The sequence below is a fragment of the Pseudoalteromonas luteoviolacea genome, from assembly GCF_018100925.1.
Lineage (GTDB): Bacteria > Pseudomonadota > Gammaproteobacteria > Enterobacterales > Alteromonadaceae > Pseudoalteromonas > Pseudoalteromonas obscura.
The window spans coordinates 626270-638966 of sequence record NZ_JAGJEH010000002.1 but is presented as its reverse complement, the minus strand read 5'-3'; the positions used below and the strand labels follow the sequence as shown (position 1 = coordinate 638966).

At 42.7% G+C, this 12697-nt stretch carries 16 protein-coding genes; 4 read left to right on the top strand and 12 right to left on the bottom strand.

The features are described from left to right. Window positions 1–28 precede the first annotated feature (28 nt). Both J8M00_RS05735 and J8M00_RS05730 read right to left on the bottom strand, forming a co-directional pair. A complete protein-coding gene (locus tag J8M00_RS05735) occupies window positions 29–955 on the bottom strand; it encodes an electron transfer flavoprotein subunit alpha/FixB family protein (protein ID WP_211009381.1) in 927 nt (308 codons plus the stop codon). Continuing rightward, window positions 952–1704, bottom strand: a complete 753-nt coding sequence (locus tag J8M00_RS05730; protein ID WP_211009380.1) for an electron transfer flavoprotein subunit beta/FixA family protein — start codon at window positions 1702–1704, stop codon at window positions 952–954. Before J8M00_RS05730 ends, J8M00_RS05735 begins: the two co-directional genes overlap by 4 nt. A 175-nt stretch (window positions 1705–1879) precedes the next feature. On the opposite strand from J8M00_RS05730, the gene J8M00_RS05725 reads away from it, so the two are divergent. Both J8M00_RS05725 and J8M00_RS05720 read left to right on the top strand, forming a co-directional pair. Further along, window positions 1880–3529, top strand: coding sequence for an electron transfer flavoprotein-ubiquinone oxidoreductase (locus J8M00_RS05725; protein WP_211009379.1), 1650 nt, complete (start codon window positions 1880–1882; stop codon window positions 3527–3529). A 96-nt stretch (window positions 3530–3625) separates the two neighbouring features. After that, window positions 3626–4108: an acyl-CoA thioesterase gene (locus J8M00_RS05720; protein WP_211009378.1), complete on the top strand. Its 483-nt coding sequence runs from the start codon at window positions 3626–3628 to the stop codon at window positions 4106–4108. Between the two features lie 56 nt (window positions 4109–4164). Here J8M00_RS05720 and J8M00_RS05715 read toward each other — a convergent pair whose 3' ends face one another. The 8 genes from J8M00_RS05715 to J8M00_RS05680 all read right to left on the bottom strand — a co-directional run bounded on the left by J8M00_RS05715 (window position 4165) and on the right by J8M00_RS05680 (window position 9097). After that, a complete protein-coding gene (locus tag J8M00_RS05715; protein WP_211009377.1) occupies window positions 4165–4602 on the bottom strand; it encodes a GNAT family N-acetyltransferase in 438 nt (145 codons plus the stop codon). Window positions 4603–4636: 34 nt separating this feature from the next. Then, on the bottom strand, window positions 4637–4996 hold the full coding sequence (locus J8M00_RS05710; protein WP_211009376.1) for a RidA family protein: 360 nt from the start codon (window positions 4994–4996) through the stop codon (window positions 4637–4639). 116 nt (window positions 4997–5112) lie between these two features. Then, window positions 5113–5502, bottom strand: a complete 390-nt coding sequence (locus J8M00_RS05705; RefSeq protein ID WP_211009375.1) for a RidA family protein — start codon at window positions 5500–5502, stop codon at window positions 5113–5115. Between the two features lie 103 nt (window positions 5503–5605). Next, window positions 5606–6553 (bottom strand): esterase/lipase family protein, encoded by a 948-nt coding sequence (locus J8M00_RS05700; RefSeq protein ID WP_211009374.1) that lies wholly within the window; start codon window positions 6551–6553, stop codon window positions 5606–5608. Between the two features lie 99 nt (window positions 6554–6652). Then, window positions 6653–7012 (bottom strand): response regulator, encoded by a 360-nt coding sequence (locus J8M00_RS05695; protein WP_211009373.1) that lies wholly within the window; start codon window positions 7010–7012, stop codon window positions 6653–6655. Window positions 7013–7132: 120 nt separating this feature from the next. After that, window positions 7133–7789: a hexitol phosphatase HxpB gene (hxpB, locus tag J8M00_RS05690; protein WP_211009372.1), complete on the bottom strand. Its 657-nt coding sequence runs from the start codon at window positions 7787–7789 to the stop codon at window positions 7133–7135. Further along, window positions 7786–8262 carry an ASCH domain-containing protein gene (locus J8M00_RS05685; protein ID WP_211009371.1) on the bottom strand — a complete coding sequence of 159 codons (477 nt, stop codon included), beginning with the start codon at window positions 8260–8262 and terminating at the stop codon, window positions 7786–7788. The genes hxpB and J8M00_RS05685 overlap by 4 nt, the downstream gene beginning before the upstream one ends. 175 nt (window positions 8263–8437) lie before the next feature. Continuing rightward, window positions 8438–9097 (bottom strand): FMN-dependent NADH-azoreductase, encoded by a 660-nt coding sequence (locus J8M00_RS05680; protein ID WP_211009370.1) that lies wholly within the window; start codon window positions 9095–9097, stop codon window positions 8438–8440. A 134-nt stretch (window positions 9098–9231) separates the two neighbouring features. On the opposite strand from J8M00_RS05680, the gene J8M00_RS05675 reads away from it, so the two are divergent. Both J8M00_RS05675 and J8M00_RS05670 read left to right on the top strand, forming a co-directional pair. After that, complete coding sequence (locus tag J8M00_RS05675) at window positions 9232–10089, top strand: LysR family transcriptional regulator (protein WP_211009369.1); 858 nt, start codon at window positions 9232–9234, stop codon at window positions 10087–10089. A 145-nt stretch (window positions 10090–10234) separates the two neighbouring features. Further along, window positions 10235–11350: a pyridoxal-phosphate-dependent aminotransferase family protein gene (locus J8M00_RS05670; RefSeq protein WP_211009368.1), complete on the top strand. Its 1116-nt coding sequence runs from the start codon at window positions 10235–10237 to the stop codon at window positions 11348–11350. Window positions 11351–11386: 36 nt separating this feature from the next. Here J8M00_RS05670 and J8M00_RS05665 read toward each other — a convergent pair whose 3' ends face one another. Both J8M00_RS05665 and J8M00_RS05660 read right to left on the bottom strand, forming a co-directional pair. Further along, window positions 11387–11893: a cytochrome b/b6 domain-containing protein gene (locus J8M00_RS05665; RefSeq protein ID WP_211009367.1), complete on the bottom strand. Its 507-nt coding sequence runs from the start codon at window positions 11891–11893 to the stop codon at window positions 11387–11389. 125 nt (window positions 11894–12018) lie between these two features. After that, the gene (locus tag J8M00_RS05660) at window positions 12019–12663 is read right to left on the bottom strand and encodes a hypothetical protein (RefSeq protein ID WP_211009366.1); all 645 of its coding nucleotides are present in this window, start codon (window positions 12661–12663) and stop codon (window positions 12019–12021) included. Window positions 12664–12697: the final 34 nt, after the last annotated feature.

Sequence of the window (12697 nt, the reverse complement as noted above, 5' to 3'; positions counted from 1 at the left end):
TGCACACGGCTTCAACAACCAGAATAGGTTACAGAGCTTGTTCTAGCTCAGGTAATACGTCAAATAAGTCGGCGACTAAGCCATAATCAGCGACTTGGAAAATAGGCGCCTCTGGATCTTTGTTGATTGCAACAATGATTTTAGAGTCTTTCATACCAGCAAGGTGTTGGATTGCTCCGCTAATACCTACTGCAATATAAAGATCTGGTGCGACAATCTTACCAGTCTGCCCTACTTGCATATCATTCGGTACGAAGCCAGCATCTACAGCCGCACGAGATGCACCAATTGCCGCACCAAGTTTATCTGCAATACCATTCAGAAGCGCAAAATTGTCACCGTTTTGCATACCACGGCCACCAGAGATAATCACAGGAGCTGCTGTAAGCTCCGGGCGCTCTGATTCTGTTTGCTCAACACCAACAAAGCTACTTAGGCTATTAGCAGCTCCATTTGATAACGTCTCAACAGACACTGGAGCTTGCTCACCCGCTGCATCAAACGCACTGGCACGTACCGTGATCACTTTTTGTGACTCTAACGATTTTACAGTTGCAATTGCATTGCCCGCGTATATTGGACGCTTAAAAGTATCAGCATCAACTACATCAACAATTTCAGAAATTTGTGACTTGTCTAAAAGTGCAGCAACACGCGGTAAAATATTTTTACCCGTTGTCGATGCACTGGCAAGAATATGGCTGTAGCCCGCAGCTAACTCAACGACTAGATCTGCTGTATTTTCTGCCAATTGATGTTCAAAGTTTGCATTATCAACCAACTTAACTGATGTAACGCCTGCAATACCAGCAACAGCGTCTGCAGCCGCAGCAACACTGCTACCCGCAACTAATACATCAACCTCACCGCCAATTTTGACAGCTGCCGAGATCACTTTCGCAGTTTCAGGCTTTAAAACACCATTTTCATGTTCTGCAATGACTAATACGCTCATGAGATCACCTTTGCTTCTGTCTTAAGTTTAGTTACTAGCTCTTCAACGCTCTCTACGACAACACCAGCTTCTCGCTTAGCCGGCTCATCAACTCTAACAAGCTCAACACGTGGCGCTAAGTCAACGCCGAGTGAATCTGCTGCGATGACATCAAGCGGTTTGCGCTTCGCCTTCATTATGTTCGGCAGTGTCGCGTAACGAGGTTCGTTTAAGCGTAAGTCAGTTGTGACAATCGCCGGTAATGCTAAAGACACAGTTTGCAGACCGCCATCTACCTCACGCGTCACGATGGCATTGCCACCTTCTATTACCAACTTAGATGCAAATGTTCCTTGGCCTCGCTTCGTCAACGCACCAAGCATTTGGCCTGTTTGGTTATTATCAGCATCAATAGATTGTTTACCTAAAATGACTAACTCAGGGTTTTCTTGCTCTACTAATTTAGCCAGTAATTTTGCAACATGTAGCGACTCTAAAGTTGCATCTGTTTCGATGTGGATCGCCTTGTCAGCACCAAGTGCCAATGCCGTGCGCAGCTGTTCTTGACAAGCTTTATCACCGATAGATACGGCGATTACTTCAGTTGCACTGCCTGCTTCTTTTAATCTAATCGCTTCTTCTACTGCGATTTCGCAAAACGGGTTCATGGCCATCTTAACATTGGTAAGATCAACATTGCTGTTATCTGCCTTGACTCTCGCTTTGACGTTGTAGTCAATCACGCGTTTGATTGGTACAAGTACTTTCATGGTTACTCCATCATCTGGTTATTTGTGTAGCTGACGCGTACGTCAATAAAACAATTTAATGAAACCAGCCTACTTCCTGTTGACGTAAACGTCAACCTAAAATAACCTTAGCTTAACGTAAAAAGAACTTAACTCGAGTTTAAGTTAATCTACCGTCAATGTATACGAGGTAAAAATGGTCGAACGTGAAACCATGGAATTTGATGTCGTCATAGTGGGTGCGGGCCCTGCAGGCTTATCATGCGCTATTCGACTCGCTCAACAAGCACAGCAAAAAGAACAAGAACTCATGATCTGTGTGGTAGAAAAAGGCTCAGAAGTGGGTGCACATATTTTGTCCGGTGCCGTTTTCGAGACCAAAGCATTAGATGAACTCATTCCAGATTGGGCGCAAAAAGGCGCACCTCTTACAACAAAAGTAACAGAAGATGAAATCTACCTGTTTAAAGATGAGCAAAACGCAACAAACCTACCACATATGGTGGTGCCAAAAACCTTTAAAAACGAAGGTAATTACATCGTTTCTATGGGCAACGTCTGTCGTTGGTTAGCTGAGCAAGCAGAAGCGCTTGGGGTAGAGATTTTCCCCGGCTTTAGTGCTCATTCACTGATCATTGAAGAAAACGAAGTTAAAGGTATTGTCACAGGCGATATGGGCTTAGACAGAGATGGTCAGCCAAAAGATACCTATATGCCGGGTATGGAGCTGCGGGCTAAATACACAGTGTTTGCTGAAGGTTGCCGCGGCCACTTAGGTAAACAATTGATCAAAGAGTTTGAGCTAGATAAAGACGCCACACCACAGCACTACGGCATTGGTTTTAAAGAAATTTGGCAAATCGACCCAGAGAAGCACAAAGAAGGTACTGTGGTTCACGGCACTGGGTGGCCACTTGATAATGAAACCCATGGCGGCTCATTTATGTACCACGCCGAAAATAACCAAGTTGTGGTTGGTCTGATCATCGATTTGAACTACAAAAACCCATATTTAAGCCCATTTGATGAATTTCAGCGCATGAAACATCATCCAGTGTTTAAACAAACCCTAGAAGGCGGTGAACGTATTTCATACGGTGCACGCGCAATCGCAAAAGGTGGATTACACGCATTGCCTAAAATGCACTTTCCTGGCGGTTTGTTGATTGGCTGCGATGCAGGCACCTTGAACTTTGCCAAAATCAAAGGAAACCACACAGCAATGAAGTCCGGCATGATCGGCGCCGATACTATCATTGAAGCGCTCTCAAAAGAGGACGCGGCAGCTGACTTACAAAGTTTCGACGACAAGTTTAAGGCGAGTTGGCTGCACGAAGAGCTTTATCAATCTCGAAATTTTGGTCCAGCCATGCACAAGCTTGGTCGCTACTTAGGTGGCGCCTACAACATGATTGACCAAAATTTCTTCTCTGGTGCATTACCTTTCACAATCAAAGATATTAGCAAAGATTACGAGTCCCTAAGACTGGCCAAAGACGCGACTAAAATCGACTATCCGAAACCGGATGGCAAGCTCAGCTTTGATAAGCTTTCTTCGGTCTTTTTATCAAATACCAACCATGAAGAAGTTCAACCCTGCCATTTGCAACTCAAAGACGCCAGCATACCAATTTCGGTTAATTTAGAGCAATATGCGGAACCCGCACAGCGTTACTGCCCTGCTGGTGTTTACGAGATAAACGAAAATGAAGCAGGTGAAAAGCAATTTGTGATTAATGCACAAAACTGTATTCACTGTAAAACCTGTGATATCAAAGATCCTAGCCAAAATATTACTTGGGTGACACCAGAAGGCGCTGGTGGACCCAACTACCCGAATATGTAATAACCCAACCAATTATTTACATATCTCAAATTGCAAGGGGCGAAACGCCCCTTTTTTTCTATACTTACCTCATACTCGATAAACGATGAGGCGCGTATGGCCAATCAATCAGAAGTGATTTTCAGGTTTTTAGCTGAACCAACCGACGTCAATTTTGGCGGAAAAGTCCACGGCGGTGTCGTAATGAAATGGATCGATCAAGCTGGGTATGCCTGTGCTGCCGGCTGGAGTGGCGCCTATTGCGTCACGGTTTCAGTTGCTGGTGTGCGTTTTCATCGTCCTATTTTAGTTGGTCAAATTGTTGAAGTATCAGCGAAAATTGCCCATACCGGAAAAACCAGTATGCAAATATTTATACAGGTAAGGTGTGGCGATCCACAAAAACAACACATGGTCGAAACCAATCACTGTATCATTAGTTTTATTGCTATGGATCAAGCTGGCTACCCTATTCCCGTTTCTAAATTTATTGCGCAAACTCCTGAGCAAAAAGCACTGGAGCAATACGCGATAAAAATGAAAGACATCGCGATACAAACGGAGTCGTTGCTGCAAGCTACATTAGATCAAGACGAATAGAGCCAATTGGGCTCTGTAGAACCCTAGACAGCTCTTATCTTTGAAATTGAGGAGCTTTATATATGTTTTTCCATTAAAATTAGTTGCTTACCTCGGTGTTGCGACACACCAAATTGATGGTAACCAAGTTTACGATATACGTGTATACCACGTGAGTTAGTCGCAAACACATCTAGCCATATTCTCTTAGCTCCTAAGTGCACTTTACAATAAAGGGCCATCTCCTTAATCGCTTGCTGGCCGATCCCTCGGTGTTTTTTTGCGATGACAACACGTCGAAATTCCACATCTCCAGTAAGCGCTTTAACTAGGATAAAAAAACCGGACAATCTACCTTCACAAAAAATAGACAAGTACAATGTGTGCGTTTGGCGCATTTGTGCTAAATGCTGTGACCTTGTATATGGAATGATAAAGTGTTCCGTGTCGCTTTCTTGCTCCATCTCTATAAATGTATCGATATGTTCTACTTCTGACGCCACCAGCTCAATCATAAAGATTCCCGATATTAGGTTATTGATGGGTATATTAAAGTGGATTGCACCGAACTGCGGTCACTGTCACCTCGATCAACACGTCACCTTCAAGGTCAACACCAAGGCAGGCTCGCTGAGGCCAATGATCGGGGTTTGGGCCAAGCCACTCTTTCCAAACTTCATCCATTATTGGCTTGTCTGCCATGTTTGCAATATACACTTGAGCAGAAACTATTCGGGCTTTATCTGAGCCCAGCTCATTTAGATTTTTTTGGATTGTATTGAGCGTGTGTCTTGTTTGCTGTGCCAAGTCAGCTTGAGTATCAAACGACGTTGCAACCGTCCAAACTAAGTCTTTATAGGCTGATGATTTATTACGGCCTTCATATAGGCCTCGCTTTCTTTCAATCATCGTACAACTCCTTGATCATTGATAGGTAGAGGGGGTAATTGCAATTGGATAATACATTTACGTCTTTAGAATTAAAAAAGGAGCATAAGCTCCTTTAATGTCTTTTTGCTCTCTCGTTACTTACGTACCGCAATCGCTTCAATTTCAATGTTGACATCTTTTGGTAAACGCGCAACTTCGACACATGAACGCGCAGGGTAATTTGCTACGTTATGCTCGTCGAAAAATTTGCCGTAAACTTCATTTACAGTGCCAAAGTCATTCAAGTCTTTTACAAATACAGTCAATTTTACAATATCAGCAACGGTTAGACCTGAAGACTCAACAACTGCTTTCACATTCTCAAGTGATTGCCTCGCTTGATCAGCAATGGCTTCTGGAACATCGCCTGTAACAGGATTAACTGGGATCTGACCAGAGGTCAGTACCATGTTTCCTAAGTCAACACCTTGGACATAGGGGCCAATTGCCGCTGGTGCAGATTCTGTGTGCAATACTTTTGTCATGATAATTTCCATTTCAGGTTAGTAGAAAAAGTGCGCTTATAGTCGCTACCTTTTATCTTTTTTTCAAGTGTTTAAAGGTATATTGGGTGGTAAATTACCGCCTTTATTGATGCATAATATCGCCTAAACCATTTTTTGCCCACACACCACTGTCATGGAGATCTGAGTGCCCTGGCGCTCGGTTTGATTGATTCTCTTCAGCTAGATAGTTAACACCTTTTTCACTGTCACTAATTGCACGACCACCGCGCTTACTTCCCATCGCACCAACAATTTGGACTTTATCTCCTAACGAAAACACATTAAATACCCCATTTGACACATTGCGTAATAACGGCATGTACTGATACCTAACCGGGGTACCCATTAAAACAACTTTCGATACCTTTAACCCTAATCTCAATGCTTTTAGTGCGACATTGCCACCATGGCTATGGGCATAAATTTCAACATCATAAAAACCAGCAGAATCTTTTTTGAATACATGACTATTTTGACCGTTTTCTATCAAAGCACGTAAATTCACCGCAGCCATTACCCTATCTGCATGCTGATTCGCCCCACTCCAATGAAAAGGCATGACATCAAAATGGTTGTTGGTCAGGTAATTGTAAAAATCCCCACCTCTTTGATACCAAGCATTACCGTTTGCCCAAGTACCATGGATTAATATCGCCTTTTTACTACGACTATTTGCCATATTAAACACACGAGGAAGAGCTGAGTTGCCTGTTGTTTCTGCAACACCTAATTTATGGCCTAAGTTCAACTTTTCTGCCGCAATTAACTGACCAAGCGTCTCATTCGCACGCGTATGCTCGTTAGCAGTTAACCAATATAGATTTTCTATCTTTATTTGCGCTCTATCGCGGTCACTAGCGCGACTTAAATAATCATGAATTAGATGTAGGCTAAGTAGTTGTAAGTCATCAGACGGGCTGTTTAGGTTTTCTATTAGGGTGTCTTCTGCAATGCGTTCAAAGTCTTGTTCGGTAACCCCTTTTTCGAGCATTGTTAGGATCTGCGTTTGTTTTTGCTCTATATCTTGCATCTCATCTCCTTAAAGTAACTGCATTTCTATTAAATAGAATAAGGCAAGAGAACAAGTTAAAAAAGTACGTTAGATAAGGTAAGTAAGCATCTGAAAAATCTAAGATAATTTTATAACTAATTCAGTAAGTAACTCTGGAGTGAATGGTTTTGAAATGTAGCCATTGACACCTAGCTCTTTCATTTCTAAGATTTTTTCAGGGGTTGTGTCACCTGTTAGCATAATAATTTTGGTGTGGCGAAGTGCTGGGTTAAGTTTCATCTTTTTAATCAGCTCAACACCATTTATTTTCGGCATATTCCAATCGGTAACAATGAGATCGTAGTGTTTGTTCGACAGCGCATTCAGAGCTTCTTCGCCATTACTCGCCTGCGTCAGCTCTTTAAACCCTTGTTCTTGCAAACTCTCACAGATAAGCTCCCTCATAAAGTACGTATCATCTACAACTAAAATCTTCATTGCCTTCCTTTCCGCTGTAATTTATTTGCTTACCAAGCTTGATGCTAGTCACTGCTTTCAATAAACGCAAAGTTAAGCAACTTATTTTGCTGTGTTTTGACGCATATTGGCCGAGCATACCTACTCGTTTAATGCTAAGTGCGACTCTGTTAACGCGAGCAAGCTTTCAAGTTTCATATCGGCCTTATCAAATTTGACATTATTGAACTGTGACTTTTGTGGAACCACAAGCGTGCGCATATTTGCCGCTTGCGCTGCTTTCATGCCTGTTACGGAGTCTTCAACAGCTAAACATCGTTCAGGTAAAACGCCCATTTCCTTCGCCGCAGTCAAATAAACATCTGGAGAAGGTTTGCCTGCCATTTCATTATCAGATGAACAATAAGTCGTAAAATAATGACCTATATCCAGCTTGTCGAACACCACAGGTATCAGCGTCATGGGTGCGTTAGTTGCTAAACCTATCTTAAGTTTTTTCGCTCGCAGCAACGATAACGCATGATGAACACCAGCCAAAGCCTCTCCTTGAAGAACAATTAATTCAGCGACACGTAAAACGACTTGGTCAGCGACTTGTGACGTACTCGGCCCTTCCCAAGGTGCATGTTGATACCAAAATTCAGCAGCTTGTATGGTTGTCATGGACGCAGTTCTAGCCGCTAGCTCATCGCGTACATCTACGCCAAGACTGCCAAAAACCAGCTTTTCCGCGGCCTGCCACATCGGTTCAGAATCTATTAAGGTACCGTCCATATCAAATATCACAGCGTCAATCATTTATCCTCCAAAGTAAAAACTACTTCAAACTCTTCGCATACAATAGGCATATCGTGAGCCGGCGTGTACTTTGTTTCAGCCAATTCTCTTTGGTAATACGCCCAATGAACCTGTCGCCAATACGCCAGCGACTTGTCCCCCTCCCCTTCCAAAGCGGCATAGGTATCATCAATAAGGTTAAAGGGGACTATGGTTACTTTGGTTGTTTTGACAATACAGTGAGCATAACCATGCCAGTCTGTGACAATATTTAAATCACCGACTTGTGGTAATGCAATATCGTTGACTTTGTACCACCAAAGAGAAGGAGACGTTGCTTTTTTCACTCCCGCAAGCACCAGATCGAGGCAGTCGTTAGCATCAGCCTCATTATCACAAAAGTGCCAGTTTGGTAGCATTTCTAAAGGCTGGTTGTGGTGCTCAAAATAGGCTTTACTGAGTTCAATAACGGATGGGTGGTTAGCTGGTCGCACCAAATAACACTCCTTTTGGCTTAATTAATATTGAAACAACAATAAGATAATAAAGACACTGCTGACGATAATAAATAGTAAAGTAAAAATGGATGGAAAAAGATAATGATGGCGCGAACTAAAGTGGAAAAAGCCATAATTGTGAATGACACGTTTATGGCTAAGGAATGTGCTATTAAATAAGACGCTTTGCAAGTTTTCGCGTTTCTACAAACGCAGCTTCTAGCGAACTTTGATGTCGTAGATCTGCAAACTCTTGATACTCAGATGCGATTTCAAATATCCGTTCACAGCCAATATACTTAGACAGGGTCTTAATATGGGGTGCCAAGTGATTCATATGCTCTCTCACCCCGCCAACTTCAAAGCCAAACTCGCCACATGATGTGATAAGTACTAAGGTTTTCCCTGACAATATGGGCTCTAGTGGGAAATTCCCCCGAGCGAGATCAAAACTAAATGTTTCATTGACCCTCACAATTTGATCAAACCAAGCTTTAAGCTGTGCGGGCATGCCATAGTTATACATTGGTGTTGAAATTACGATAATATCCGCTTCTTTCACTTCAGCGATCAAGGTGTCTGAGATGGCGAGCTTTTGGCATTGCTGCGTACTTCTTTTATCTATGGGGGTAAACACTGCACCTAACCAGTCTTGATCCGTGAACGGTGGCGGATTCATACCTACATCCCTGTATATGTATTGAGACACAGATGAGCTTTCTTTCATATTTTCAACAAAGCTATGAGCGAGCCTTTTTGAAATTGAATCATGCTGAGGGTTGTTGTTTTGACGTTTTCTAATGCTTGAATCTATATGAAGTAGTTTGAACATGGAGGTAACCTTTTTAGTGTGTTTCATTGGTGAGAATTGTGTGATTTATGCGCCGCCACGACAAATGAAAAGATCCTTTTTATAAGTAAGTTTTACTCATGTATAATTGTACAAACTTTATTGAGGAAGTAGCCATGTTGAATGTATCAATGCAGGCGTTAAGGGTCTTTGAAGCTGCAGCGCGGCACAACAGCTTTAAACTTGCTGCTCAGGAGCTAAATATCACGCCGACAGCGGTGTCTCACCACATTAAAAACTTAGAAGTGCGTCTTGGTATTGATTTGTTTATTCGCAAAACCCGTGAAATAACCCCTACCAAAGCTGGTTTTCTTTTGGCTCAGGCAACCCATACAGGGTTTGGCACCATTGAACGCGCAGTCAATCAGTTGGTTGAACAAGGCAAAGTCATTCAAATTCACACTACGTCATCCTTTGCCGCTCAAATGTTGATCCCTGCATTGCGAGGGTTTAATAAAGAATACCCGAACCTTGAAGTTTCTGTAGCAACTGGTGAGCACCTAGTGCATGACTCTCAAGCGATTGCCGTTCGCTTTGGAGATACAAGCCAAATTAAACAGAGCCAGTTGCTTTCAATTGAGAATTTTAATGCCTATGGCAATCAAGCGTGTCTTGCAAGACTGAACACCCAGAAAAAAACCACCATGTTTATTCCAAAGTGGAAAAACACGCAACTGCCCTCCGCTCCGTGGCAGGCTTGGTTAGCCTACAATGACCTAGATGCAAATTTATTTGAGGTTGTGTACTTTGATCAGGAATTGTATTGCATTCAAGAAGCAATCGCAGGTAGTGGGCTAGTTTTCGCTTCATATAGCCTTGTTAAAGGCTTAATAGAAAAGAATGTTTTAACCAAAGCGTCATATCGCCCTGTCGGCACACAACTTGGTTACTATGTGCCTTTGAATGAAGTTCAGTACACCAGACAACAATTGATATTTATAAACTGGTTAAAAGCACAGCTCTCTGATAAGTAAAGTAATCGAGCAAAGAAGTATTAACTCTTGATCTCACCACTGGATTTAAAAGCATCTAGGTCACACAATTAAGCCAGAAATTTCGGCCAGTTTTGTTAAGTCCACAACAACGAGCATAACTAACACACTAAAAACGGGAATTTTTATGTTTGAATCATTTAACCCAACCCCACGTATCCTAATGGGACCAGGACCTTCTAATGTCTCGCCTCGTGTTTTAGGGGCGCTCTCTAGACCAACCATAGGCCATTTAGATCCTCAATTCATTGGCTTGATGGATGAAATTAAACAACTTTTACAATATGCGTTTAACACAGAAAACACATTTACCATTGCGTTGTCTGCACCGGGGTCGGCGGGTATGGAAGCCTGTGTTGTGAACCTTATAGAACCCAATGACAAAGTCATTGTGTGTATTAATGGTGTATTCGGTACACGACTCAAAGAAAACATAGAACGAGTTGGTGCTCAGGCTATTATCGTAGAGGATAAATGGGGCGATCCTGTGACGCTTGACAAAGTTGAAGATGCATTTAAAGCCAACCCCACAGTAAAAGCACTGGCATTTGTTCATGCAGAAACTTCCACTGGTGCGCGCAGCGATGCAAAAACCTTGTGCCAATTGGCAAAGAAATACAATGCCCTTAGCATTGTTGATGCAGTGACATCTCTCGGCGGTAGCGAACTAAAAGTAGATGAGTGGGGAATTGATGCGATATATTCCGGCTCGCAAAAATGCTTGTCATGTGTCCCAGGGATCTCACCCATCAGTTTTAGTGACAAAGCAGTAGAAGTCTTGAAGTCACGCAAAAGCAAAGTACAAAGCTGGTTTTTAGATCAATCTTTAGTGATGAACTACTGGTCAGGCGAAGGTAAGCGTAGCTACCACCACACAGCCCCTATCAATTCATTGTATGCACTGCACGAATCCTTACTCATGTTGAAACAAGAAGGGCTAGAAAATGCTTGGCAGCGACATCACAATTTACACCTCGCACTAAAATCTGGCCTTGAAAAGCTCAACATTGAGTTTTTAGTTGATGAGCCCCACCGTTTACCACAACTGAATTCCGTCTTGATCCCTAACGGAATAGATGACAACACCGTGCGTACAGCTTTACTAAGCAAATACAACCTTGAGATTGGTGCTGGACTGGGCCAGCTTGCAGGCAAAACATGGCGTATCGGCCTAATGGGCTCGACTGCCAACGAGCAAAATGTCGCATTGTTAATCGCCGCGCTTCAAGACGTATTAAGCTAAGATACACGGGGTGGGTCTTCCACCCCATGCGAATCGCTACCGACGAGCGTACAAAACCCCTGCAAAATGAGCGGCGATCACCCACCACAAAGTGTCTATCAACATTAAATGTATATCGAGCATACTGGCATAAAAATGACCATCTCGACTGACCGCATCTGAGAATTGCACGCCGAACAAATAAATAACTACTTCAGCATTTATTGCCATACCAACTCCGGTAACCACCAGCCCTGATAAAATTAAATAAAAACCCCCATGTACTATTTTTACCAAAATTGCGTGCGCACGGCTTTGTATTGACTGTCTTGTCAATTTTCCGCTAAATAGCTTTTCCCAAATTAGCCGGGTCAAAACCAAAGTAAATACACCTAATGCCATCAATGCATGAGTTTGAATTGACTCCTGACGATGTAATTCTTGGCCTTTAATTTGGTAGTCGATGGTATGAATTTGCGCACTCATATTCATCAAAATAAATAAAATCAAAAAAGCAGCAAACCAATGGAGGGTGCGGTCGACGATATAATGCTTGTTGTCCATAAAATATTCCTTTATTTCTGTACCAAGATACATTCTTATCTTAGCGCCAAGATATAAAGTTTCAAATATTTCTGAACACTAAAAAGAGCAGCCTTAACCAGCCGCTCTGAGACGATTGCTAATAGTTAGGGGGTTTCGCTACAGTCAGTTAGCTTAACCCACGCATCAGGATCTTGGACTGGAGATGCTTGAGTCCACCAACTCGCTTTGTAAATCGCCCGTTCAAAAGACACCTGCTCATCTCTTAAATAAGTACTGCCAGATTGCCAATCCGGGGCCTTACAAAGTGGTATTAACGGCCCAAAAAAGCCAGTGATTGAGTCCAACTTTAAGTTTGATGCAGTACCATAGTCCACACCTTCAGCCACGGTCACCGCACCGTCAAACGCGGAAATATGCCAATTGAATCTTATATGCGTATTTTCAACGCTACCATGAATTTCAATATTCGACACCAAAGTTGCATCCACAGGCCAGAGTCCAAAGTCGCGCATTTGCCCTTGAAATCCACCGATCCAATTGCTGACATTTTGCGCACCGCCAACCAAGTACCCGGCTGTTGTCGGATCTTGGTAACGAAAGCCGGGATTAATGGCACGCTCCAGATTACTGACTCGATCTTCCCCGTGCTGTAAATTCCAACTGCTCATATAAGTTAATACGTTTTGTTTTACTTGCTCGACCTGCATCTCAGTTAGCACTTGTGCATTGCCGTTAAAGCTCAGAACACTCGACCCCAATAAGATTAAACTTGCTTGAAGAGATTTCATGATGACTCCTAGTCGTTGTATTTATCACCTTTTT

Coding starts and splice junctions, on each gene's coding strand:
- J8M00_RS05735 (WP_211009381.1), bottom strand. CDS start 955: ATGAGCGTATTAGTCATTGCAGAACATGAAAATGGTGTTTTAAAGCCT.
- J8M00_RS05730 (WP_211009380.1), bottom strand. CDS start 1,704: ATGAAAGTACTTGTACCAATCAAACGCGTGATTGACTACAACGTCAAA.
- J8M00_RS05725 (WP_211009379.1), top strand. CDS start 1,880: ATGGTCGAACGTGAAACCATGGAATTTGATGTCGTCATAGTGGGTGCG.
- J8M00_RS05720 (WP_211009378.1), top strand. CDS start 3,626: ATGGCCAATCAATCAGAAGTGATTTTCAGGTTTTTAGCTGAACCAACC.
- J8M00_RS05715 (WP_211009377.1), bottom strand. CDS start 4,602: ATGATTGAGCTGGTGGCGTCAGAAGTAGAACATATCGATACATTTATA.
- J8M00_RS05710 (WP_211009376.1), bottom strand. CDS start 4,996: ATGATTGAAAGAAAGCGAGGCCTATATGAAGGCCGTAATAAATCATCA.
- J8M00_RS05705 (WP_211009375.1), bottom strand. CDS start 5,502: ATGACAAAAGTATTGCACACAGAATCTGCACCAGCGGCAATTGGCCCC.
- J8M00_RS05700 (WP_211009374.1), bottom strand. CDS start 6,553: ATGCAAGATATAGAGCAAAAACAAACGCAGATCCTAACAATGCTCGAA.
- J8M00_RS05695 (WP_211009373.1), bottom strand. CDS start 7,012: ATGAAGATTTTAGTTGTAGATGATACGTACTTTATGAGGGAGCTTATC.
- hxpB (WP_211009372.1), bottom strand. CDS start 7,789: ATGATTGACGCTGTGATATTTGATATGGACGGTACCTTAATAGATTCT.
- J8M00_RS05680 (WP_211009370.1), bottom strand. CDS start 9,097: ATGTTCAAACTACTTCATATAGATTCAAGCATTAGAAAACGTCAAAAC.
- J8M00_RS05675 (WP_211009369.1), top strand. CDS start 9,232: ATGTTGAATGTATCAATGCAGGCGTTAAGGGTCTTTGAAGCTGCAGCG.
- J8M00_RS05670 (WP_211009368.1), top strand. CDS start 10,235: ATGTTTGAATCATTTAACCCAACCCCACGTATCCTAATGGGACCAGGA.
- J8M00_RS05665 (WP_211009367.1), bottom strand. CDS start 11,893: ATGGACAACAAGCATTATATCGTCGACCGCACCCTCCATTGGTTTGCT.
- J8M00_RS05660 (WP_211009366.1), bottom strand. CDS start 12,663: ATGAAATCTCTTCAAGCAAGTTTAATCTTATTGGGGTCGAGTGTTCTG.